Source organism: Lacisediminihabitans sp. H27-G8, from assembly GCF_046156175.1.
Lineage (GTDB): Bacteria > Actinomycetota > Actinomycetes > Actinomycetales > Microbacteriaceae > Lacisediminihabitans.
Window position 1 is genome coordinate 195,167 of record NZ_JAYLVL010000004.1, and the last position, 23,383, is coordinate 218,549.

Annotated in this window: 22 protein-coding genes; 10 read left to right on the plus strand and 12 right to left on the minus strand. The window is 66.3% G+C overall.

What is annotated here, in order from left to right; all coding sequences use genetic code 11:
- Positions 1-305: 305 nt before the first annotated feature.
- Positions 306-2,102, plus strand: coding sequence for a chloride channel protein (locus VLI63_RS13900; RefSeq protein WP_409157455.1), 1,797 nt, complete (start codon positions 306-308; stop codon positions 2,100-2,102).
- A gap of 10 nt (positions 2,103-2,112) precedes the next feature.
- Here VLI63_RS13900 and VLI63_RS13905 read toward each other — a convergent pair whose 3' ends face one another.
- The 4 genes from VLI63_RS13905 to VLI63_RS13920 all read right to left on the minus strand — a co-directional run bounded on the left by VLI63_RS13905 (position 2,113) and on the right by VLI63_RS13920 (position 7,710).
- On the minus strand, positions 2,113-3,327 hold the full coding sequence (locus VLI63_RS13905) for a redoxin domain-containing protein (RefSeq protein WP_409157456.1): 1,215 nt from the start codon (positions 3,325-3,327) through the stop codon (positions 2,113-2,115).
- Complete coding sequence (locus VLI63_RS13910; RefSeq protein WP_409157457.1) at positions 3,324-4,187, minus strand: cytochrome c biogenesis CcdA family protein; 864 nt, start codon at positions 4,185-4,187, stop codon at positions 3,324-3,326. The genes VLI63_RS13905 and VLI63_RS13910 overlap by 4 nt, the downstream gene beginning before the upstream one ends.
- The gene (locus VLI63_RS13915) at positions 4,184-5,167 is read right to left on the minus strand and encodes a cytochrome c oxidase assembly protein (RefSeq protein WP_409157458.1); all 984 of its coding nucleotides are present in this window, start codon (positions 5,165-5,167) and stop codon (positions 4,184-4,186) included. Before VLI63_RS13915 ends, VLI63_RS13910 begins: the two co-directional genes overlap by 4 nt.
- Before the next feature lie 107 nt (positions 5,168-5,274).
- Positions 5,275-7,710: an ATP-dependent DNA ligase gene (locus tag VLI63_RS13920; RefSeq protein ID WP_409157459.1), complete on the minus strand. Its 2,436-nt coding sequence runs from the start codon at positions 7,708-7,710 to the stop codon at positions 5,275-5,277.
- 117 nt (positions 7,711-7,827) lie between these two features.
- Here VLI63_RS13920 and VLI63_RS13925 point away from each other — a divergent pair, with 117 nt between their 5' ends.
- A complete protein-coding gene (locus tag VLI63_RS13925; RefSeq protein ID WP_409157460.1) occupies positions 7,828-8,676 on the plus strand; it encodes a Ku protein in 849 nt (282 codons plus the stop codon).
- A gap of 38 nt (positions 8,677-8,714) precedes the next feature.
- Here the strand turns inward: VLI63_RS13925 and VLI63_RS13930 are convergent, their stop codons facing one another.
- From VLI63_RS13930 to VLI63_RS13955, 6 genes are all read right to left on the minus strand, one after another.
- Positions 8,715-8,969, minus strand: a complete 255-nt coding sequence (locus VLI63_RS13930) for a hypothetical protein (protein ID WP_409157461.1) — start codon at positions 8,967-8,969, stop codon at positions 8,715-8,717.
- A 55-nt stretch (positions 8,970-9,024) separates the two neighbouring features.
- The gene (locus VLI63_RS13935) at positions 9,025-9,453 is read right to left on the minus strand and encodes an Hsp20/alpha crystallin family protein (protein ID WP_409157462.1); all 429 of its coding nucleotides are present in this window, start codon (positions 9,451-9,453) and stop codon (positions 9,025-9,027) included.
- A gap of 119 nt (positions 9,454-9,572) precedes the next feature.
- The gene (locus VLI63_RS13940; RefSeq protein WP_409157463.1) at positions 9,573-10,304 is read right to left on the minus strand and encodes a glycosyltransferase; all 732 of its coding nucleotides are present in this window, start codon (positions 10,302-10,304) and stop codon (positions 9,573-9,575) included.
- Positions 10,301-11,647: a PIG-L family deacetylase gene (locus tag VLI63_RS13945; RefSeq protein ID WP_409157464.1), complete on the minus strand. Its 1,347-nt coding sequence runs from the start codon at positions 11,645-11,647 to the stop codon at positions 10,301-10,303. Before VLI63_RS13945 ends, VLI63_RS13940 begins: the two co-directional genes overlap by 4 nt.
- Positions 11,644-12,684: an acyl-CoA dehydrogenase gene (locus VLI63_RS13950; RefSeq protein ID WP_409157465.1), complete on the minus strand. Its 1,041-nt coding sequence runs from the start codon at positions 12,682-12,684 to the stop codon at positions 11,644-11,646. Before VLI63_RS13950 ends, VLI63_RS13945 begins: the two co-directional genes overlap by 4 nt.
- Positions 12,681-13,856 (minus strand): zinc-dependent alcohol dehydrogenase, encoded by a 1,176-nt coding sequence (locus VLI63_RS13955; protein ID WP_409157466.1) that lies wholly within the window; start codon positions 13,854-13,856, stop codon positions 12,681-12,683. Before VLI63_RS13955 ends, VLI63_RS13950 begins: the two co-directional genes overlap by 4 nt.
- Positions 13,857-14,038: 182 nt before the next feature.
- Between VLI63_RS13955 and VLI63_RS13960 the strand changes: the two genes are divergently transcribed.
- Positions 14,039-14,755 carry an HAD family hydrolase gene (locus VLI63_RS13960; protein ID WP_409157467.1) on the plus strand — a complete coding sequence of 239 codons (717 nt, stop codon included), beginning with the start codon at positions 14,039-14,041 and terminating at the stop codon, positions 14,753-14,755.
- Here VLI63_RS13960 and VLI63_RS13965 read toward each other — a convergent pair.
- Positions 14,752-15,453: a FadR/GntR family transcriptional regulator gene (locus VLI63_RS13965; RefSeq protein ID WP_409157667.1), complete on the minus strand. Its 702-nt coding sequence runs from the start codon at positions 15,451-15,453 to the stop codon at positions 14,752-14,754. The two genes, VLI63_RS13960 and VLI63_RS13965, sit on opposite strands and share 4 nt — an antisense overlap.
- A 155-nt stretch (positions 15,454-15,608) precedes the next feature.
- Here VLI63_RS13965 and VLI63_RS13970 point away from each other — a divergent pair, with 155 nt between their 5' ends.
- Both VLI63_RS13970 and VLI63_RS13975 read left to right on the plus strand, forming a co-directional pair.
- Entirely contained in the window at positions 15,609-16,529 is a 921-nt protein-coding gene (locus VLI63_RS13970) for an NAD(P)-dependent oxidoreductase (RefSeq protein WP_409157468.1), read from the plus strand.
- A gap of 7 nt (positions 16,530-16,536) precedes the next feature.
- A complete protein-coding gene (locus VLI63_RS13975) occupies positions 16,537-17,385 on the plus strand; it encodes a class II fructose-bisphosphate aldolase (protein WP_409157469.1) in 849 nt (282 codons plus the stop codon).
- A 34-nt stretch (positions 17,386-17,419) separates the two neighbouring features.
- On the opposite strand, the gene VLI63_RS13980 is transcribed toward VLI63_RS13975, so the two are convergent.
- The gene (locus tag VLI63_RS13980; protein WP_409157470.1) at positions 17,420-18,256 is read right to left on the minus strand and encodes an aldo/keto reductase; all 837 of its coding nucleotides are present in this window, start codon (positions 18,254-18,256) and stop codon (positions 17,420-17,422) included.
- Between the two features lie 114 nt (positions 18,257-18,370).
- Between VLI63_RS13980 and VLI63_RS13985 the strand changes: the two genes are divergently transcribed.
- From VLI63_RS13985 to VLI63_RS14005, 5 genes are all read left to right on the plus strand, one after another.
- Positions 18,371-19,048, plus strand: coding sequence for an aspartate/glutamate racemase family protein (locus VLI63_RS13985; protein ID WP_409157471.1), 678 nt, complete (start codon positions 18,371-18,373; stop codon positions 19,046-19,048).
- Positions 19,045-20,523: a four-carbon acid sugar kinase family protein gene (locus VLI63_RS13990; RefSeq protein WP_409157472.1), complete on the plus strand. Its 1,479-nt coding sequence runs from the start codon at positions 19,045-19,047 to the stop codon at positions 20,521-20,523. Before VLI63_RS13985 ends, VLI63_RS13990 begins: the two co-directional genes overlap by 4 nt.
- A gap of 83 nt (positions 20,524-20,606) precedes the next feature.
- A complete protein-coding gene (locus tag VLI63_RS13995) occupies positions 20,607-21,578 on the plus strand; it encodes a sugar-binding protein (RefSeq protein ID WP_409157473.1) in 972 nt (323 codons plus the stop codon).
- Between the two features lie 69 nt (positions 21,579-21,647).
- Positions 21,648-23,162 carry a sugar ABC transporter ATP-binding protein gene (locus VLI63_RS14000; RefSeq protein ID WP_409157474.1) on the plus strand — a complete coding sequence of 505 codons (1,515 nt, stop codon included), beginning with the start codon at positions 21,648-21,650 and terminating at the stop codon, positions 23,160-23,162.
- Positions 23,159-23,383 (plus strand): hypothetical protein (locus VLI63_RS14005; RefSeq protein ID WP_409157475.1); only part of this gene is annotated, 225 nt, incomplete at its 3' end. The genes VLI63_RS14000 and VLI63_RS14005, both read left to right, overlap by 4 nt.

Sequence of the window (23,383 nt, forward strand, 5' to 3'; positions counted from 1 at the left end):
GGGTTGTGGGACGGGAGCGCGGACTGGGCTCTCTGGGCCAAATGGGCCACAACGAGGCTAGCAACATCCGCACGGTCGAGGTCGGGCGGAGTGCCCGAAACCGCTCGGTTCCCGGTGCGGACCGCGGCGGGATTCCCCGCGCTGGCAGGCATCCGGCCCCGTTCCAAGGAGTTGCAGTTTTGTTACCTTCACCCGGCGGATCGGACAGACGGACATCGCTCTGGCGCGTCCGTGCTACGGTTATCAGTGCATATTTGCAACTATTGCATGAATACAGACTGTGTACGGATACAGAGAGTGAAGTGATGGCGGCAGCTGTGCGGGAACGATGGGTCGAGCCCAGCCGACGATGGTGGACTTTTCGTTGGTTGTGGGGGGCGAAGCCTTTCGGCGACCGCCTTGGTCTGGCATCCCTCCAGCTGGTCGTGCCTGCGGTCATCGTGGGTGCCGGCGCGGGCCTCGCCGCGGTGGCATTCCGCTGGCTGGTCACGGCGGCGACTTTCGTGTTCACGGGGACCCAGGACTATTCGTCGTCTGTTGGCCACCCGGCGAATCCGTGGCTTCCGTGGCTGGGGGGCGCCTTCGTCATCATCGCTCCCTCCGTCGGCGGCCTCCTCTACGGCCCCCTGGTCGATCGCTTCGCCCGCGAGGCCAGAGGTCACGGTGTGCCGGAGGTCATGTACGCCGTGAGCAAACGCGGGGGGCGGATCCCCGGCAAGGTCGCGGTGGTCAAGGCTCTCGCCTCTGCCATCACCATCGGGTCCGGTGGTTCGGTCGGCCGCGAGGGCCCCATCGTGCAGATCGGATCGGCGATGGGGTCGACTCTCGCACGGGTCATGCGCATGCCGGAATCGCGAGTGCGCACCCTTGTCGCGTGCGGTGCGGCCGGGGGAATCGCCGCGACCTTCAACGCTCCCATCGCGGGAGTCTTCTTCGCTCTCGAGCTTCTCCTCCGTGATTTCGCCGCCGCGTCCTTCGGTGCCGTGATGCTGGCCTCGATCACGGCATCCGTCGTCGGCCGTTCGATGCTCGGCGATCACCCGTTCCTCACTCTGCCGACGTTCACCGTCGCGAATCCCTCGCAGTTCGCGCTGTTCGCCGTGCTTGGCCTGTTCGCCGGGCTCGTGGGCGTCGGCTTCACGAGGGTGCTCTACGCGGTCGAGGACTTCTGCGACTGGGCCTGGCGCGGACCCGAGTGGCTGCGTCCGTTCGCGGGCGGTCTGCTTCTGGGGTTGCTGCTGTTCGCGATACCGCAGATGTACGGGGTCGGCTACCCGGTGCTCGAGAAGAGCGTCATGGGCGGCTATGCGCTCGGCATGCTCATCCTGTTGCTGGTGGCCAAGATCATCGCCACGAGCCTGACCATCGGAATCGGCGGATCCGGTGGTGTATTCGCGCCCTCTCTCTTCATCGGCGCCATGCTCGGCGCGGCCTTCGGCGACGTCGTTGGGCTGGTGATCCCGAGTCTCGCCGGTCAGGCCGGGGCCTTCGCCCTCGTCGGGATGGGCGCCGTTTTCGCCGGTGCGACTCGCGCGCCGATCACCGCCGGCATCATCCTGTTCGAGCTCACCGGCGAATACAGCATCATCCTGCCCCTGCTGCTGGCCATCATCGTGGCGACCGGCACCTCTCGACTGCTCACCACAGACACGATCTACACCCTGAAGCTCCGTCGGCGCGGGGTGAATATCGGCATGGCACCGGCCAACACGGCTCTTCACGCGGTGCACGTTCGAGACGTCATGGGGACGCCGCCCACCATTGCGGAGGGCGCTCTCGCGAGAGACGGTGCGAGTCTGCTCATCGCATCGGGCAGATCTGCCCTGCCGGTCACATCGATCGGTGGCGACTATGCCGGGGTGCTCACCGTGCGGGCGGTCACCGACGCCCTGGCCAATGACGACGATGCGTCCACTCTCACCGCGGGGGAACTGAGCGAGCTCATCGACTCCGTTCTGCCCGGGTCGACCCTCGACGGTGCCCTCGACACGGTGCTGGCCACCGCCGACAAAGACGGCGTGCCCGTCGTCGACGATTCAGGGATACTTCGGGGCTGGCTCGACCAGAACGCGGTGCTGCGCGCACTCGCCGGCGAACGTTAGCCTCGCTCGCTCAGGAGCCGCCCAGAGCGGGGTCGAAGGTATGGAGCACATAGTCGAGTTGCTCGGCGGTGAAGGCTCCGGGGTGCCGCACGAGCACTGTGCCCGCCGGATCGAGGATCACCGTGTAGGGCAGCCCGGTGATCTGGAACTCGCCCGCAAGTGTTCCGGACCGGTCCGCCGCCAGTTGGTAGGTGATACCGGCGTGCGCGGCGAAGGCGACCGCGGAACCGGCCGCGTCCGACACGTCGACGCCGATGAATTCCACGGTTCGGCCGTCCTTGACGAACTCGGATTGCAGCTGGGGGAGTTCCTGCACGCAGGCGGTGCACGTACTCGACCAGAAGTTGATCACCTCGTATTTTCCGGCTGTCGGAGCGGTACCGATCCGGGACGACGATGTGCCGAGGGCTGGCAGCTGCGCCGGAGTCGCGCTGTCACCGAGCTGCCCAGAGCCGGTTACCGATGCCGTCACTGCCGGGCCACCGACCGATCCACGTTCGGCCGCAGGGAGAAGGGAGACCGCCAGCTTGGCCATCGCGTGACCGAACAGGGCCGTGCTCGCCGCCCCGGTGCCGAACCCGCCGACCTGGGCTTCGACACCCCTCGGGTCGATGAAGAACAGCTGGGCGCCGTGATCCACCGTGCGGGTCTTCGCATGCAGAGTGATGGGCACGCCGTACTTCTTCGCTACCGATGCAAGGGTCGCCGCGGGGGCCGTGCCGAAGTACCAGTTGCTCGCGGATGCGAGGCCGTGGGCATCGGTCCAGGCCTTCACGGCATCGACCGCGGGATGGTACGGATTCGCATTGACCGATACGAAGGCGACATCCTTCGCACGGGCGCCGAGAGCGTGGTCGGCAGCCGTGACGTCCTGGGCGAGCAGGGTGCAGAGATCCTCGCACTCGTCGTCGTCGAAGCTGAGTACCACCGCGCGCCCGGCGAATTGGGAGAGGCTGAGTGGCTTTCCTCGCTGGTCGGTGAGAGCGAAGTCGGGCATGCGGGTGTGGCTCACGCCGAGGTTCGCGAGTTCGAGCAGGGATGCGGCCGGCCGGCCGATTCCCGCGGGGTCGTCTGCGGCGGATCCGGGCGTCGACGGTGCGACGGGAACCAGTGCGACGACGGCCACGACCACAAGAGCGAGGGCGACCACTCCTCCGATCGTGGCCCAGAGAAGGCCGCGCGGGCCGCCGGCCGGATTCGTGACTCTCGCCTGGTCGTTTTTCATCTGAGCTGTTCTCCCTGGCTGTCGGGGTGCGGATGCCGCCGTGCAGAGAAGGCGGCGATGGCGAAGCCGACGATGACCGTGGCCCCCAGGGCGCAGGCGACCACGAACGGCGCAGTCGATACGGCGTTGCTGACGGCCTGCTGGATCGTGCCGACCGCCAGGGTCTCAGCGGTCACTGCGTGCGGATCGACGAGGTCGGTGACCCAGTAGAAGACCAGATACAGACCCACGGTGGCCTCGAGGACATTCGCGACGACCGGAACGAGTCGGCTTGCTCGCCGCAACCGACGGGTGATTCCCCCACCCGCGCGCACGGTGATCAGGCTCAGACCGGTGACGAGGGTGCCCATGCCCAGCCCGTAGGCCAGGAAGGTAGCGATCCCGGGGAGCAGCCCCAGGCGGGTGAAGCTACCGGCGACTCCGGCGAGGAACAGGGGAAACGCGCAGGTCAGCGAGCCGACGGCATAGGCGACGCCGAAGCCGGCCATCGACACCACCCCCGTGCCCGGGCGAAATCGGACGGCAGGAAGGGAGATCCGCAGTTGCCTGCCACACAGGCCCGCTATCCCGAACGCCGCGAGTGCGGCGCCGAACCCGATCATGAACCAGGGCGCGGCTCCGATGATCCATTGTGCTGCGACCGAGGCGAGCAGTCCGACCGTCGCGAAGACGGCGATGAAACCGAGGGTTACGCTCCCGCCCGCGATGAGGGCCGCTGCCGCGCGCCGCCCCGGTGCCGTGCGGAGATCTCTGCGGGCGAACAGCGCCAGGTAGCCGGGAAGCAGCGGGAAACCACACGGGTTGACCGCCGCGATGAGGCCGAGGGTGAAGGCGTAGACCACCGCGGTGGAACCCGTCACCGGGCATCCCGGCTGGCGAGGGACGAGAGGTATTCGTTGTAGGCGAGTCGTTCGGCATCGCCGTCGGCATCCGCCTTGCGGTTCGCCGTGCGTTCGTGGCGCCGCTCGTGCCCCTGCCATTGGAAGAACAGCACTCCGAGCACGATGAGGGTCGGCAGTTCGGTGAACCCCCACGCGATGCCTCCGCCCAGTGCCTGGTCGGCGAGCGCGCTGATGCCCCAGCTCGGATCCGGGTGTGCATAGAAGCGCACGAGAAGATCCACGGACATCATCACGATCACCCCGAAGAAGGCATGGAAGGGCACCGTGATGACGAGTTCGAAGATCCTCAGCACGGGTGCGCTGAGTCGCCGCATCCCCCGGCTCGCCTGTCGCGGTGACGGATCCACGCCCATGACGCCCCAGAAATAGAGCGCCCCGATGAGCAGGAAGTGGAGGAGCATCACGTTATGGCCCCACATCGAGCCCATCAGAAAGTCGAAGGCCGGCGTGAAATACAGGCCGTAGAGGCTCATCAGGAACAGGGCGACTGTCATGACCGGGTGGGTGAAGAAACCCGCGATTCGAGAGTGCAGAACGCGCAGGATCACCTTTCGCAAGTTGATCCCGCCGCCGTGTTTCGCCGGGAGGGCGCGCAGCAGCAGGGTGACCGGAGCGCCGAGCACGAGGAAGACGGGGGAGAGCATGCTCAGCGTCATGTGCTGCACCATGTGCACGCTGAAGAGTTCCATGCCGTAGCCGTCTATGCCCGTCGCGGTGACGAGCAGAACCGAAACGATTCCGGCCACCCACCAGACGGTGCGCTGCACCGGCCAGGCGATCCCGCGGCGCTGAAGCCGCCAGACCCCGAGAAGATAGAGCGCCAGCAGAGCCGCCATGAGAAGGGGGATGACCGGAATCGGTTGCGGATGCCAGGCCAGAAGCCTGGCGAGCGTTGGCGGCAGCTGCGGCATCCACATCGGGCCGGTCATGTCATCCATGCCCGCCACGTCCACCCTGTTTCTCTTGCAACCGCACAACTATTGCAAGAATACACTCAAGTGCGATGGGTGTTGCCTGAGTGGACAGAAGCCGGGTTCAGGTCGGGTCAGTCCTCGATGGTGATGTCGTCGGGCGACTTGTCCGGGCGCCACCCGCGCCAGGTGGGATGGCGGAGTCGCTCCGTGGCGGTCCATTCTGCGAACTCGACTTCGCCCACGAGCTGGGGGGTCACCCAGTGGGCACCCGCGGAATCTGTCGTCTCGATGTCTGCAAAGGGGCTGGTGGTGCGGGCGAGGGGAGCGAGTCGCTCGAGTACGGCGTCCAGATCCGCATCGCTGAACCCGGTTCCGACCTTCCCGACAAAGCTGAGACGACCATCTTTCGGCACGCCGAGCAGGAGCGCTCCGATCCGACCCGCACGGTTGCCCCGGCCGGAAGTCCAGCCTCCCACGATGACCTCCTGGGTGCGGTGATGCTTGATCTTCACCCAGTTGCGGGATCGCTTACCCGGCAGGTAGCCGCTGTCGCGCTTCTTGGCAACAACGCCCTCGAGGCGCAGCTCGAGGCTGCTGGCGATCGCCGCGTCCTCATCCCCCTCGAAGGCCGGCGGCAGCTGGATCGACGCTCGCGGGGAGAGGTGTTGCTCGAGTGCGGCGCGCCGGGCGTCGTAGGGCTCCTTCAGGAGGGATCGCCCCGCGACGGAGAGCAGGTCGAAGGCCATGAACTGAACCGTCACCGATCTGCGGGCCGCGGCCACCTCCGCCTCCTTGGTCAGCCCCATCCGTCGCTGCAGCAGTCCGAAGTCGGGTCGGCCGGATCGCGAGACGGCGACGATCTCCCCGTCGATCACCGCGTCGCCCTCCACCGCGTCGGCTAGCGCTGCGAGCTCGGGATAGCTCGCAGTCAGGTCGATGCCGTTGCGGCTCGTGAGGGTGACGACGCCGCCACTGACGGAGGCGATGGCGCGGATGCCGTCCCATTTCATCTCGAAGGCCCACTCGTCGTCATCGGACAGGTGTCCGGCAGCGCCCGGTGTCGCGAGCATCGGGCGAATCGTCTGGACTGCCGCGGGCTTCGAGCCGACCACTTTCCGGGAGCGAGCGGGCTTCGGGGCCACGGACGAGGCATCCGCCATCAGGTGGATCAGCCAGTTGTTCTCAGCCCGTCCCGTGCCGCCGGTATGGATGAGTGCGTAGCGGTGCGATCCGTGTTGCTCGCCGTGAAGGGTGGCGATGATCTCCTTGCCCTCACGCCACTTCTCCAGCTCGACGGTTCCGCTGTCCCAGATCGTCACCTCGCCTCCGCCATATTCCCCCGCGGGAATACTGCCCTCGAAGGTGCCGTATTCGAGCGGATGGTCCTCCGTCTGCACGGCGAGATGATTCTGTGCGGAATTCGTGGGAACGCCCTTCGGCAGGGCCCAACTGACGAGCACACCGTCGTGTTCGAGTCGGAAATCCCAGTGGAGCCGGCGAGCGTGATGCTCCTGGATGACGAAACTGTTGCCGGCAGAAGGCGTGGAGTGCTGAGTGGCCACCGGCTCGGGGGTCTTTGTGGCATCTCGCTTGCGGCGGTACTCGGCCAACCGGTCGAGACTTGCTGCGGATGCCTCGAATCGCGACCGGTGCTCCGTGGTGGGCTCGAGTGATTCGAGGTGCCCTGCGACGAGCGCCGCGAGCGGATCGCCGATCGTCTTGAGGCGCGCCTCCACCTCCGAGTATTCGAGCTGCCGAAGGTCTTCCGCCTCCAACTCACTCCAGGTGCGCGGGGCCGCGACGGTGGGGCGGTCCCTGCCGCGGAGCGAATAGGGAGTGATGGTGGTCTTAGCCCCGTTGTTCTGACTCCAGTCGACCAGGACCCTTCCCCGGCGCGTCGACTTCTTCATGTCGCTGACGACAAGCTCGGGGTGGTCTGCCTCGAGGGCACGGGCGAGTTCGTGGGCCACCGCGCTGATGCCGGCCGCATCCTGGGACCCATCGAGCGGGGTATAGAGGTGGATGCCCTTACTTCCGCTCGTGACCGGGATCGCAGGAAGCCCCATGCCGTCGAGAATCGCCTTCGCCAGCCGGGCGACCTCCGCGCACTCGGCCAGCCCGACCCCCTCGCCGGGATCGAGGTCGAGCACGAGGCGATCCGGATTGAGCGGATGCCCGGTGCGGCCGAATCGCCACTGCGGAACATGGATTTCGAGAGCGGCGATCTGACCGAGCCAGGTGAGGGTCGCGAGATCGTTCACGAGCGGATACTCGTTGGAGTGGCTGCTGTGCTCGATCGCGCGGCGTTTCACCCAGGCGGGGGTCGCATCGTCCAGGTTCTTCTGCAAGAACGCTTTCCCGGGATGCGCCGCAGTGCCGACCCCGTCGACCCACCTCTTTCTGGTCGCGGGGCGCTGGGCGGCATGGGCGATCAGGACGTCAGCCACGGCCGCGTAATACGACAGGACATCACGCTTGGTCGTCTGCGTTTGCGGGTAGAGCACCTTGTCGAGGTTGGTGAGGGTGATCCGATGGCCCCCGACCTCCACGACAGTCTTCTGCGGCACCGGGACCCTCCTCCTGCAGTTGCTGGGATTCCATCGTGCATCCTGGGCACGCGGTCAGCCAGTGGTTGACATCGGAGGGGGCTTAACTTCTCGAGTCTCGACGGGGATCATGACGGTATGAGATCCATATGGAAGGGCGCGATCGCCTTCGGGCTGGTCAATGTGCCGGTGAAGGTCTACAGCGCTACCGAGGACCACGACGTGCGGCTCCACCAGGTGCACGACAAGGACGGCGGGCGGATCAAGTACCAGAGGCGATGCGAGATCTGCGGAAAGATCGTGGACTTCGAACACATCGACAAGGCATTCGATGATGATGGCAAGACCGTGATCCTGACGGAGAAGGATCTGCAGGAACTTCCCGAGGAGAAGAGCCGCGAGATCTCTGTCGTCGAGTTCGTGCCCTCCGAACAGCTCGACCCGATCATGTTCGACTGCAGCTACTTCCTCGAGCCCGATGGCCCATCGATCAAGGCGTACGTGTTGTTGAGGCGAACGCTCGAGGCGACCGACCGCACGGCGATCGTGCACTTCGCCCTGCGCCAGAAGACGAGGCTCGGAGCCCTTCGGGTGCGCGGCGACGTGCTCATGCTCCAGTCTCTGCTGTGGGATGACGAGGTGCGCGAAGCCAGCTTTCCGGCGCTGGATGGCTCGGTGCGAGTCTCGTCGAAGGAGCTCGACATGTCCTCGGCATTGGTGGATTCCTTCGCCACCGACTTCTCTCCCGAGAAGTTCACCGACGACTACCAGGAGCAGCTTCGCGAGTTGATCGCCGCAAAGCTCGAGAAGGGCGATGCGATGAGCACCGAAGAGACCTTCGGAGAGCCCGCCCCCGAGGATGAGGGCGGTGAGGTCCTCGACCTGATGACGGCCCTCAAGCAGAGTGTGGCGAAAAATCGTCAGGCTTCCGCTCCCCCAGAGGACAAGGCGGTCGCGAAGAAGCCGACGCGCAAGAGAAGCGCCTGACGGGAAGAGGTGGCTCGACATCGCGTCGAGCCACCTCTTCAGTTGTGGGATGGGGTCGATTTCGGCAATCGGCGCGCAGGCGGCGATCGCTCCGACGCCAGCGGAGTCGATGCCTCTTCGGAACCGTGCTCGTTTTTCCGGTCTTCGGGAGAGTGCCAGCTCACCGACCGGAGATGCCGCAGAAGAACATCAGTCTTCACGGAGGGCTGCGGCGCGTCGTGAACGATTTGTTCGAACTCGAGTTCGACCAGCTCCGGGTCCGCAAGGATGATGCGGAGAAATCGATCGCTCATCGAATCCTTGTCCGCCCGAACGAGACTCGGCATGGAGTGCTCCCTGTCTTGGCCCCTAGGCCGTGATCCGGGTCTCCGCAGTGTTCGCTCCAGAGACGATCTGGATCTTCCGCGGCTTCGCCTTCTCGCTCACGGGCAGGATGACGCTCAATACGCCGTTGTCGTAGTGGGCGCTGATCTTCTCCGGATCGACACCCTCGCCAAGGCTGAACTGGCGCAGGTACGATCCCGAGGGGCGCTCGTGTGCCAACCATTTCGCGCCCTCGGCCGAGCCGGCCGTGCGTTGTGCGCGGATGGTGAGGAGTTGCCCGTCGACATCCACATCGACCGAGCCCGGGTCGATGCCCGGCAAGTCCGCGCTGAGGATGTAGCGGTCACCTTCGCGGTACAGATCGACGGGCATGAATTTCGGGCCGGGTCGGCCACCGAGAAGCATTCCCGCGAGTTGATCCATTTCGCTGAAAGGATCAAAAGACATTGCCATGATGAGGATTCCCCTTTCGTGAAGATGAGTCCGAGTGACTCACTAGCAATTTTTTAACACCGGCAATCTCCGTGATCAAGATTGCATACGCTCAAAATTTCCTGGGAAAGCGGATGCGCTCAACTCGTGAGGTCCTCCGAGAGGGAGGCGCTCAGCAGGATCCCGTCGTGGAGGTAGGACGCGTATCCGCCCGGCACCCGGTTGGCGCGTCGTCCAGAGGTCTCGACATCGATGTCCGGCGAGCTGCGCACGGCGGCGGAGATGGCGGTGAATCGCGCGACCAGGCCGACGTCTTCGTGCACCATCTCTGGCCGGAATCCGCCCGAGCTCAGATAGCTGCGGCCTCGAAAGCCGAGATTCGCACCGTGGACGTGACCCGCGGCGCTCCGTCTCGCGCGAACCCGGGTCCACGCCGTGACGAGATCTTCGGACAGGTCGGTCATCACGGGGGATACGGTGCCGACCACGACATCCGCTCCCGAGTTCGCGAGTCGCAACTGCTCAGCGAGCCACTGCGGAGGCACTGTGGAGTCGGCGTCGGTGTTGGCGATCCAGGCGCGATCGGGATCGACACCCGAGCGCGCCAGCGCGGAGGCAACGCCCACCGAACGCGCCACCCCCACTGACGCGGCATCGATCTCGATCACGTCGACGCGGTCGAAGGATCTCACGAGATCGGCGGTGTCGTCGCTGCAGCTGTCGAGCACGACCACCACGGAGATCCTCACTGCGGCGGCCGAGGAATGGGCACGGAGGTGATCGATCGCGCGCTGGACGGAATGCAGGCACCGGGCGATCAGTGCGGACTCGTTCCGAGCCGGGATCACCACCGCGAGTGCCTCGATCGTCACGGTACGAGCCCTTCGTGCTGGGCGACTGAGCCTGCGTCGGTGCCGTACAGCTCCAGGATGAAGTCGCTCTCCTCGTGCCGGACGGTTCGGAAGAGCGCGGTGGTGGCTCTCATGATCTCGTGTACCTCGTCGCCGCGCAGTGGATAGTCCGAAACGGGATGGCGCCAGTGGCACAACACGATCACCCCTCCCGGAGAGAGGCGGGATGCGGCGGTGGAGAACAGCGCGATCAGGTCGCTCCGGGACAGGTAATACCCCACCTCGCTCACGACGATGAGGTCGAACCGCCCCGGCGGGAAGTCGGTGCTGGCATCGAGCTCGGCGAAGGTGACCTGGGGGAATTCCCGGAGTCGCTCCCGGGCGCGCTCGAGCGCTCCGGCCGCGATATCCACGGCGAGGAGGCTGTCGCAGCGCGGCGCGAGATCCCGCGTGAGCATGCCGATCGAGCATCCGATCTCCAGGCCGCGCCGATACCGGGGGGAGGGAAGGGAGGCGACGGTGATGGATCGCTTGCGCGTCTCGTACCATCGACTCGCGAGACGCCAGGGGTCCGCGCGACGGGCGTAGAGATCCTCGAAGTACGAGGCATCGAGCGAGACTCCGCGACTGTCGATATACACCTCCGTGCGCTGACGGAAATGCTCGAGGAAATCGGCCCGGAGCACCGGAGGCAGCCCGAAAGCGGGCTGGACCTGGGTGTGGAACTCGGCGATCGCACGATTCTTGCGTCCCCGCACCTCCTCGGGCAGTTCGAGCCCGACCATCCGGGGCCAGGGGATCGTCGGGTCTTGGGCTGTGCCCCAGTGCCACATCCAGATCGGGTATTCGAGAAAGTCGAGCCCCGCCGCACTCGCGACCTCCACCGCGACTTCGCCGACGACACGGTGGTCCCGATGACCGTCACCCCGCCAGGGCGCCACCACCAGTGTTCCCGGCGGCATCTCCGCCAGCGCCGTGCGGAGAAGGGCCCCGAGTTCTTCGCGCTTCTCCCGGGCCCGTCCGTCCGGCAGGCCGAGCAGCAGCAGTTGCGCGGCGGGACTGAGGATGTCCAGGGCGGATCGAAGCTCCTCCGCTCGTGCCTGCCGAAGGTCGGTGGCGTGGTCCTCTGGCGTGTGGGTGTGGGATGCCGCTCCGTCCGTGGCGACGATCACCGTGAGCGGGATGCCCCGGTTGTCGGCGATGGCGATGAGACCCCCCGCGCCGAGAGTCTCGTCGTCGGGATGAGCGGCGACGATCACCAGAGCCGAGGCGCTCGAGAGATCGAGCGGGGCGAGCGACCGCAGGCGAGGGTCGTCGCTCCAGCTCTCCGCAGCGGTTCCGGCTTCCGCCGCATCGAAGGTCACCACGGAGCTCCACCACCGGCGAGGATGGCCGATCCGAGTGAGGCCTGGTCGCGCTCGGCGTGATGCTGGCGGATGTACAGCTGGAGATCGGCGACCCGCTTCGCGTGAACCGGGTCGAGGGCGAGGGGGGAGGGGCCGAGAGCGTGGCCGGATCGCAGGATGATGTCTTCGCAGGAGCGCGCGACCGTAGCCCGCACCCGCTTGGCCAGGATCGACGCGGCCTCCCGGGGCGGAACCGGTTCGGCATCCACGATGCTGGCGGCTGCGCTGAGCGAGAGGCGGGCGCTCTCGACCAGCTCATCCACTGCGCCCAGATGGGCGAGCTGAAGCGCGCTGGCATCCGTGAGGGCCAGGGCGTCGAACAGGGAGCGGGCGATGCCGACGGCGCCGCCGAACCAGCAGGCCGCGACACCGATTCCTCCCCACGCGAAGCCGACCCGCTGCAGGTACCACCCGGGAGGGCCCACCGGCTCCGCGGGCACCGCAGTGAACCGCACCGGGCCGCTCGGGATCTCCGCCAGTCCGCGCGCATGCCAGGCACCCGGTTGCACCGTAACCCCCGCGTGGCCGAGGTCGATTGCGAACAGGCGGCGAGCGCCATCCGGACTCGAGGCGGTCACGAGCGCCCGGTCGATTCGGTCGGCGAGGGAGCACCACGGCTTCGTGCCCCGCAGCATCCATCCCGAGTCGGACAGGGTTGCTTCGAGTGGATCCTGGCCGCCTTCGGCCGCGAACACTCCCCAGACCCCGGCCGGCTCGGAGGGGATCTCGAACCCGCTCGCTCTCGCGTCGCGAAGAATGGACTGCGCGTCGAGATGCGGTTCGATCGCTCGTGCCGCGCCGAGATCCGCACAGGCGAGGGTGGCCAACAGCTCCCAGGATTCTCGCGTGTCAGCCATGCCGGCAGTGGATGTCGAGGGGAAGGACCGCGCGAACTCGAGGGCACCGACCACGGTCAGCGGCGAAACGAGAGGCAGGATGCGCCGGGTGCCGTCCAGTTCGACCCACCGGGTGAGGGCGCTGTCGGTCGCATTCACGGCTTCAGCACGACCTTGATGCAGCCGTCCTCTTTTTTCTGGAAGGTCTCGTACATCTCCGGCGCACGGTCGAGGGGCACGGTGTGGGTGACGAGATCGGAGACTCCGAGGGGATCCGCCGGATCCTCCACCAGGGGGATGAGGTCGTCGATCCAGCGGCGCACGTTGCACTGACCCATGCGAAGGGTGAGGCCTTTGTCGAACATCGACTTCATCGGCATGGGGTCGGCCTCGCCGCCGTAGACGCCGCTGAGCGAGACGGTGCCGCCCCGACGCACCAGATCCAACGCCGGGTGCAGCGCCGAGAGGCGATCGACTCCGACCGTGTTCATGGCGGCCCGCGCGATGCCCTTCGGAAGGATGCCGGTTGCGGCCTGGGCGAACGCGGTCAACCCCGCCCCGTGGGCTTCCATCCCGACCGCATCGACCACCGAGTCCGGCCCGCGCCCGGCTGTGCGCTCACGCAACTCCGCAAGCACGGTGTCCGTGAGGTCGAAGGTGGCGATGCCGTGCCGTTCCGCCATCGCGCGGCGTTCCGGAACGGGATCGATCGCCATCACGTCGTAGCCGAGGTGTTTGCCGACCCGGGTGGCGAACTGCCCGACCGGGCCGAGCCCGAAGACGACGAGGGTGCCGCCATCCGGCACAGCCGCGAACTTCACTCCCTGCCAGGCGGTCGGCAGGATGTCGCTGAGGAAGAGATATCGTTCGTCGGGAAGCTCGGTGCCCACCTTCACCGCGTTGTAATCTGCCAGCGGCACCCGCAGCAGCTCGGCCTGTCCGCCGGGCACCTGTCCATAGAGCTTCGTGTAGCCGAACAGCGCTGCGCCCGAGCCCTTGTCCTTCACCTGGGTGGTCTCGCACTGCGACTGGAGTCCGCGTTGGCACATGAAGCACTGACCGCAGGCGATGTTGAAGGTGACCACCACGCGATCGCCGACCCTGAGCGAGGTGACCGCGCTCCCCACCTCCTCGACGATCCCCATCGACTCGTGGCCCAGGATGTCTCCCGTGTCGAGGTAGGGTCCGAACAGTTCGTAGAGGTGCAGGTCCGATCCGCAGATCGCCGTCGAGGTGATCCGCACGATCGCGTCTGTGGGCTGCTGGATTGTGGGGTCGGGGACTACCTCCACCGACACCGATCGCTTGCCCTGGTAGGTGAGTGCCTTCATGAGTAGTTCTCCCGAGTCGACGGACTGTGTTGATCTGAAAGGTACGCGTCGATCTCCTCGGGAGGAGGGGGGTTGACCTCGACGCCGTCCGGGGGCGTACACCGCTCGGGGGCGCTGTCTATGGCTGGTGCGGGGCAGGCGATTACCCCTACCGTGTGGAGGGAAAAGAGAGAGGTGAAGGCATGACGACTCGCGCTGTGCTGTTCGATGTCGACGGCACCCTCGTTGACTCGAACTACCTGCATGTCCGGGCGTGGTCGCACGCATTCGCGCAACTCGGCCAGCCGGTCGATTCCTGGCGGATCCACGCGGGAATCGGAATGGATTCGTCCCTGCTGCTGCGCACACTGCTGGCCGATCGGGCAGCGGAGTGGGGAGACCGTGCCTCAGAGCTCCACGGCCGCTTCTATTCCGAGCTGAGCCGGGAACTGCGGCCGCTCTCCGGTGCGCGCGAACTCATCGCGGAGGTGGCTCGCCGGGGGCACACGGCAGTGCTCGCGACATCCGCGCCGGAAGACGAGTTGGAGATCCTTCGCGAGGCCTTGAAGGTCGACGATTTCATCTCGGTGACGACATCATCCGAAGACGTCGACGTGGCCAAGCCGGCGCCGGATATCGTGCAGATCGCTCTCGAACGCGCCGGTGTCGATGCGTGCGAGGCCGTCTTCGTCGGCGACTCCCTCTGGGATGTCGAGGCCGCGGCGCGAGCGGGGGTGCAGTGCGTCGCCTTGCGATCCGGCGGAACGGGCGCGCTAGAGCTCTTCAACGCGGGGGCGTTCTTCGTGTGGGATGACCCGGCCGAACTCCACGCGCACTACAGCGAGACATTCGAGTGGCGGGAGCACGAGGAGCACGCGTACAGCGAGCGGGCTGCGCAACGGGGCACGGGCCCCGCTTAAGCGTTGAGCACGTAGGTGGTGAGGTCCCTCAGCGTCTGGGCCATGTGGCTGTCCATCGCCTGCCGTGACCGTTCGGGGTCATGCGATGCGAGCGCCTCGACGATATGCCCGTGCTCCGCGATCGCGTTCACCTGGATCTGCGGCACCCGCGAAGTCTGGGTGCGGCGCGCCGCCAGAATTCGCGACAGCGGTTCGAACAGCACGGCGAGGAAGACGTTTCCCGAGGCGTGCAGGATCACATCGTGGAAGGCCAGGTCGGCTTCGACGAAACTGCCGACGTCCCGAGCCTCGTGAGCGGCGCGCATCGCCGCGAGGTGTTCGCGCAGCGAGTCGAGCTCTTCATCCGAGATGCGTTCGGCCGCCAGTTCGGCGGCGCCGGTCTCGAGCATCCGCCTCAGCTCGATGAGTTGGATGGAGGCGGATGCATCGTTCTCGCCCGTGGACGTGGCACGGAGCACGGCCTCCATCGAGGTCCACCGGTTGAATGGGTTGACGAAAGTGCCCCGGCCGCGTTCGATGCGAGCGACTCCCATCGCCTCGAGCGTCTTGACTGCTTCGCGCACGGTCATCCGGCTGACCTCGTGCCTCACGACGAGGTCCTGCTCCCCGGGGAGGGTGGATCCCGGGGCGAATTCGCCGGACACGATACGGGCGAGCAGGTCGTCGGAGATCATGGCAACCAGTGACTGACGAGCCAGCGTGTCCTCCAGAGGTCGATGTGAGAATACCTGAACGGAATTCTACGGGGTTCATCGCACGCCGGCATGGGGAAATATAAGATGTCTGACGAGCTTCGAATCTTAGTCGAAGTGTTCCGGAGTCGTCAGAACTCCCGATGCGAAAGTTGCCAACCATGTCGCAAACTCCTCCCGCCGCATCCGCGGACTCCATCGTCACCGTGCTCGGGCTGGGGGCGATGGGGTTGCCGATGGCTGCCCGACTGTCATCCGAATTCGCGGTTCGCGGCTTCGACATCAACGAGGGACGCCGTGATCTCGCAGCATCGGCGGGGGTCGAGCGCTTCGATTCGGCGCGGTCGGCCTGCACCGGCAGCGGCATCGTGCTGCTGGCTGTGCGCAACGAGGAACAGCTCGTAGAGGTGCTCTTCGGCGCCGAGGGCGTCGCCGCGGTGATGGCTCCGGGTTCGGTGGTGATCCTCACGAGCACGGTCGGCACGGGTGCCATCCCCGTCACTGCGGAGCGGCTCGCCGAAATGGGCATCGGTTTTGTGGATGCACCTCTCTCGGGCGGTCCGGTTCGGGCGCGAGAGGGCGACCTGCTGATCCTGGTGGGTGCCGAACCCGCCGTGCTCGCTCGTGTGCGACCGGTGCTGGAAGCCCTGTCATCGACCCTCACGATCGTCGGCGACGCGCCCGGTGACGGTCAGGCGATGAAGACCGTGAACCAGCTCCTCTGCGGCGTGCACATTGCCGCCGCCGCCGAGGCTCTCGCGCTCGCCGACAGGCTCGGCCTGGATCCGGACAAGGCTCTGCGCGCCCTCGAAGCGGGCGCGGCGGGATCCTTCATGCTCTCCAACCGTGGTCCGCGGATGCTCGAGGCCTATGACGAGGGGGGTGCGGAGGTGCTGAGCCGCCTCGACATCTTCGTCAAGGACATGGGGATCGTCGGCAACGCGGTGCGAGCGGCCGGACTGCCCTCCCCGCTGGCGGCGGCGGCCGAGCAGCTCTACCTCATCGCCCAGGCACAGGGACTCGGCACGGCGGATGATTCAGCCGTGATCCGTGTCATGGCGCCCACGCGCCACTCGAGCTGAGCCGACCGTGCGCACCAGGCTCGATTCACTCGTCACTGCCGTCCACGCCCGCGGTGGCGCAGTTCCCGCCTTCACTTGCTACGACTTCACGACGGCGTTGGCGCTCGTCTCCGCGGCGGAGGACTGCGGCGAGGGCATCATCCTGCTCGTCGCCCCGAAAACGGCCTCTGCGCCATTCGGGGCGCGACTCTTGTCCGCCCTCCGCCAGCTGGCCGATCGCGCGGCCGTTCCGGTGTGCGTGCAACTCGACCACGCCCACGACCTGGACGCCATCGTCGCGGGCGTCGAGGCTGGCGCTGACTGTGTGCTCGCTGATGGCTCATCGAGAGATTTCGACGCAAATGTGCGCTTTGTCGCGACCGTTCGCGCGGCCATCGCAGACCCGGGCGTGGTGATCGAGGCGGAGCTCGGTGGCCTCGCGGGGGATGAAGACCGGGCCTTCGCGGTGGAGGCCGGCGACACCACGTCACCGGGTGCCGTGGCGGAGTTTGTCTCCCGGAGTGGAGCAGAACTGCTGGCCGTCGCGGTCGGAAACGTGCACGGACGCTATTCGGGGGAGCCGCGAATCCGTTGGGACGTGCTTCGCGACATCGCCGCCGTCTCGACGGTCCCGCTCGTATTGCACGGTGCATCCGGGCTGGGCGCGGAGGACCTCACCCGGGCGGTCGGACTCGGCATCGGCAAGATCAACATCAACACGGAACTGCGCACCGGCATACTGCGGACTCTGGAGGACAGCATCACCCCGCTCCGCGCCGACGGGGAGAACCTTGCCGGACTGATCGAGAGTTGGTCGCGGACAACAGAGGAGTTCGCGCGGGCCACGCTGGGGACACTCGCCGGGCGGGAGGCCTAGCCCGTTCGCCAGCCCGCCCGCCTTGCCCTGCCCGTTACGACTGCGAGAAGTCGAAGGTCGCCGGATCGCCACTCGTGCGCAACCCGGCCTCGAGACCGGATATCTGCTGCATCTCGCCCGCGCTGAGTTCGAAGTCGAAGATATCGATGTTCTCGCGGACGCGGTGCGGCGTCACTGTCTTCGGAATCACGATGAATCCCTGCTGCACATGCCAGCGGAGGATGGCCTGAGCCGGGGTCTTCCCGTGTGAGGTGGCGATGGCACGCACCGTCGGGTCATCCACGTCCTTCGCCTGGCCGAGGGGGCTGTAGGCCTCGACGGCGATGCCGCGCTCGAGCGAGGTCGCGGTGAGTGCCGACTGCTGGAAGCTCGGGTGGATCTCGAACTGGTTGACCGCCGGCACGATTGTGCCCTCGTCCCGGACGCGGTCGAGGTGCGGCTCGAGGAAATTGGACACCCCGATCGCGCGCACGGCGCCCTCGGCGTAGAGCTTCTCGAGCGCGCGCCAGGTGTCCACGTAGCGATCGTGCAGCCCGTAAGGCCAGTGGATCAGGTAGAGGTCGACCACGTCGACTCCCAGAGCGCGACGGCTCGTTTCGAACGCGGCGAGCCCGCTCTCGTATCCCTGGTCGGCATTGCGGAGCTTGGTCGTGATGAAGATCTCGTCGCGGGGCAGGCCGCTGCTTCGAATGGCCGCACCGACGCCCGCCTCATTGCCGTAGGCGGCAGCGGTGTCGATGTGGCGGTATCCGGCCTCGAACGCCGCGAGGGTCGCCCCGCGAACGTCTTCCGGAGCGATCTGGTAGACCCCGTAGCCGAGCTGGGGGATCTCGATTCCGTTGTTCAGTGCGACGGTGGGACTGGTGGGCACGAGTTCTCATTTCATTCGAGGGACTGTGTTGGGGATTGGAGTTGACAATCAACGATCTGTATTGAATGATAAGTCATCTGACGTCTAGCGTCATACCTCAAAGGAGAGATCAACGTGCCTCAGAAGATCGCGGTTCTGCACACCAGCTTTGTCTTCGTCTCGGTGGAGCCCGTCATCAACGAGCTGATCGCCGAACTCCTTCCCGGAGCGGAAGTGATGCATTTCGTCGATTCCGACGTGTTGGCCACGGTCGTGCGAGAGCAGGGCATCTCAGCCAGCAGCGAGCAGCGGATGGTGCACCTCGCCCAGGCCGCCGAAGCGGCCGGAGCAGACATCATCTTCTCCGCGTGTTCGTCCCTCGGCCCGGCGCTCGACGTTGCCGCTCGCAATGTGCACACGCCGGTCGTCAAGATCGACGAGGCGATGGCGATTCTCGCAGCGAGCCGAGGCACTCGCATCGGCGTGCTCGCGACTGTTCCCACCACGCTTGGCCCCACCTCCGACCTCATCCAGCTCAAGGCGGACGAGCTCGGCCGAGAGGTGCAGATCGAGCAGCGCCTCTGCGCCGGGGCGTTCGACGTGCTGATGTCCGGCGATCGTCCGCAGCACGACGCGATGGTCATCGAGCAAGCCGTCGACCTGGCGAAGAACGTCGACACGATCGTGCTCGCACAGGCATCGATGGGTCGACTCGCCGAGACGCTTCGGGAGAAGACCGGTCTGCCCGTCCTGTCCAGCCCGCGCATGGGCGTCGAGTACCTCGCCGAGCGAGTTGCGGAACTCGCCAAATGACCCTGCCTGCCGAGACGGGCGCGCCCACCGAGATGTCGGCGTTGCGCACTCTCGCACCCGCTCCGCTGGTGATCGACGATGCCCGGCTCAAGATCCGCGAGGCGAATGTCGCGTCGGGTACCCGGGTGATCTTCCTCGACGACGATCCCACGGGCAGCCAGTCGGTTCAGGGAGTGCCGGTGCTCACCCGTTGGACCCCGGATGACCTGCGCTGGGCATTCGCGCAGCCGTCGAGTGGATTCTTCATCCTCACCAACACGCGAGGGCTGAACGACTCAGAGGCGACCTCGACAATGCGCGAGGTCGCGGCGGTGATCGACCGCGTCGCGGCTGATCTCGACCTGCAGTACTCTCTCGTCACTCGCAGCGACTCGACCCTGCGGGGCCACTACCCCCTCGAAACCGATGTTCTCCTCGACATGGGAGCGCAGGAAGGTCGGCCCTACGACGCCCTGCTGATCGCGCCGGCCTACATCGCCGCCGGTCGGGTGACCGCCTCCGACGTGCACTACGTGCAGGAGGGTCACGCCTTCGTTCCCGTCGGCCAGACCAGCTACGCCCGCGACGCGACTTTCGGTTTTCACAGCTCGGACATCCGCGACTATGTGGAGGAGAAGACCGACGGACGCATTGCAGCGGGTGATGTCAGGAGCCTGAGTCTCGAGGACATCCGCGTCGGCGGACCGGAGCGGGTTCGGGACATCATCCTCTCCTGCTCGGGAGCCGTACCGGTGATCATCAACGCCCTCGACGACAGCGACCTCGACGTCGTGACCCTTGGTCTGCTGCTGGCCGAGCAGTCCGGAGCCCGGGTGCTGTGCCGCACCGGCCCCTCTTTCGTGGCCTCCCGGCTCGGAATGGCCGGACGCGAGCCGCTCTCGCACGCGGAGATCTTCGCGGTCGGGGAAAGGTCGGGCAACGGCCTCGTCGTCGTCGGCTCGCACGTGGAGCTCACGTCGAGACAGGTCGCCTGCCTCACCGACCGGCTCCCGGAGATCGAGACCGTCGAGCTCGACGTGCCCCGATTGCTCGACCCGCTCCAGGCCGAAGCCGAGGTGGAGCGCTGCTCGGTCGCGCTCACGGCCGCTCTGCGCAGAACTGATGCGCTGCTGGTGTCGAGTCGTCGCCAGATCACCGGTGACAGCGGACATTCCAGCCTCGTGATCGCCCAGACCGTGTCCCGGGCACTGGTGGACCTGACCCGTCGGGTCGTCAAGGACGTGCCGCTCAAGTGGGTGCTCGCCAAGGGCGGAATCACCTCGAGCGATATCGCCACCGAGGGTCTCGGCATCCGGCGGGCGCTCGTGGCCGGACAACTTTTCGACGGAATCGTCTCGGTCTGGCTCAACGACGGGGAAGGCGAGCGCGGTCTGGAAGGACTGCCCTACGTCGTCTTCGCCGGGAATGTGGGCGATGAAGGCACGCTCGCCGATGCCGTGTCGATCCTGCGGGGGAGCTCGCCTATACGCGAATAGCCCCCCCGCATCCGAGAATCCATCACAGTCCCATCCACACACACAGTTCCACCATCGTTTGCACTGATTACAAAGGAGTAGTAATGCGAAAAGTCCTGTTGGCTACGGCCCTTCTGGCAGTTTCGACCCTCGCCCTCGCCGGATGCAGCACCGCGGCGACCACCGGGGGAACCACGGCGAAGTCCGATTCCAAGCCCGTCTACGTCTTCCTCCCGAAGTCGCTCAACAACCCGTACTGGGTCGATGCGCGCAAGGGAATGGAAGATCAGGCGAAGAAGCTCGGCGTCACCGCGAAGTTCCTCGGCCCGGACACCGACGATGCCGCCGCACAGGTGGCCATCTTCGATTCCATCCTCGCCACCAAGCCCGCCGGCATTGCGATCTCGCCGAACGACCCCGCCAGCGTGATCGACGACATCGCGAAGGCTCGCGCGGCCGGCATCCCGGTCATCGCCTGGGACGGCCCCGTGCCGAACAGCCAGGTGATGGGCTACATCGGCACCGACAATGTGGCGGCGGGAGAGCAGGCGGGAGAAGCCCTCGCCAAGAGCATCAACAAGAAGGGCAAGGTCGCCGTGGTCATCGGCAGCCTGAGCGCGGTCAACCTCAACCAGCGCCTCACCGGCGTCAAGAAGGCTCTGGCCAAGTACCCGGACATCAAGCTCGTCGCTACCGAGGTCTCCGGCGAATCCATCGCCACCGCCCAGTCGGCATCCGAGACGATCCTCCAGGCCAACCCCGATCTCGCCGGCATGGTGGGCATCGGTGGATCCGACCTTCCCGGAATCGCCGGCGCCCTCAAGTCGGGCAACAAGTGCGGCACGGTCAAGGCTGTCGGATTCGACGTGGTGCCCCAGGGCATCGACGGCATGAAGGGTAAGTGTGTCGACGCGCTCATCTCGCAGAAGCCGTTCGGCATGACCGCCCAGGCCCTGCAGATCCTTGCCGACTTCCACGGCAAGACCTCCAAGCTGAAGGACAACTTCACCGTGGACACCGGAGTCGTCACCGTCACACCGGACACGCTGGACGAGTTCCTGAAGACCGCGCACTAGCGCAGACTGGCGGGGCCGATTACGGTCGGCCCCGCACCCCCTTTCAACAACGAAGTTTTAGGAGTGGCCATGACCGAGCCAGCGCTCATCTCGATGCGCGGTATCGTCAAGCGATATCCGGGCGTGACCGCCCTCCGCGACGTCGATCTTTCTGTGCAACCCGGCGAAGTGATGGCCCTGGTCGGCGAGAACGGTGCCGGCAAGAGCACGCTGCTCAAGATCCTCGCCGGTGCGGCCCGCGCCGATGAGGGCACCATCGAGGTCTCCGGAGTGGTGCGCGACATCCAGGCGCCGCGCGACTCCCAGGCGTGCGGCATCGCCGTCATCTACCAGGAGCTCAACCTCGCCAACGACCTCAGCGTTGCCGAGAACATCTATGTCGGTCGAGAGATCAAGAACCGCTTCGGCCTCGTGGACTTCCGCGCGATGGAGCGTGGCGCTGCCGCCCTGTTGGACAGCCTCGGTGTCACGATCTCACCGCGGCAACTCGTCGGCGATCTGAACATCGCTCTGCGCCAGATGGTCGAGATCGCCAAGGCGCTCCTGGTCGATGCCCGCATCGTCGTCATGGATGAGCCCACCTCCTCCCTCACCGAGGAAGAGGTCGAGACGCTCCTGGAACTGGTTCGCAAACTGCGGTCCAACGGGGTCAGCGTCATCTACGTCTCGCATCGCATGCGAGAGATCTACGAGATCGCCGACCGGATCACCGTCATGCGTGACGGGGCCGTCGTCGGAGTGTGCGAAGCCAGCACCACCACTCCCAACGACGTCGTGCAGATGATGGTCGGGCGAGAGCTCGTCGATCTCTACGGCGTTCGGTCCGTGCCGCTGGACGAGACTGCCGCCCCCGCGCTCGAGGTGAAGAGCCTCAGTTCCGGAGATCTGTTGCACGACGTGAGCTTCGCCGTGCGTCCGGGCGAGATCCTGGTGCTCGCCGGGCTCATCGGGGCGGGTCGCAGCGATGCCGCCCTCGCCATCTTCGGAGCTGCGAAACGGAGCGGCGGCGAGATCCTGGTATCCCAGAAGGCCCTGGCCCTTCGCACTCCGACCGAGGCCATGGATGCGGGGATCGGATTCGTTCCGGAGGACCGCAAACACCAGGGACTCTTTCTGGGGCTTCCCGTTCGGGAGAACATCTCTTCGGCATCCCTTCCCGCGATCAGCCGCCTGTCGATCGTGTCGCGTCGGCGCGACCGGGATCTCGCGGCTCATCACTCGAGCCAGCTCGGGCTTCGGCTGTCGGCCATCGACGTCGCCGCCGGCACGCTGAGTGGCGGAAACCAGCAGAAGGTCGTGCTGGCCCGCTGGCTCGCGCGCAAGCCGCGCATCCTGATCCTCGACGAACCGACGCGTGGCGTCGATGTCGGAGCGAAGGCAGAGATCTACCAACTGATCCGCACGATCGCAGCAGAGGGAGTCGCGGTGCTCGTGATCTCCTCTGAACTCACCGAGGTGCTCGGCATCGCCGACCGCATCGTCGTGATGCGTGAGGGATACGGGGTCGGGGAATTGAACGCCGCGGACGCGACAGAGAAGCGCGTGATGGCGATGGCAACAGGAGTCGAAGGAGACGTTTCATGACTATCAACGAAGTGACCGCCAAGAAAGACCGGGCCTCGGCTGGCCCTGGTGCGGGACTGCCGGTGCCGGAACGCATGACGCCCGGCCAGAGATTCCGCCTCGGAGTTCGGAAGATCGTCGGGGCACGCGAGGCTACCCTCGCCGGCGTGGTCGTGCTCCTCGTCGTCTACCTCTCGTTTGCGTCGCCCTACTTCCTCACGGCGGGCAACCTCACCGTTGTG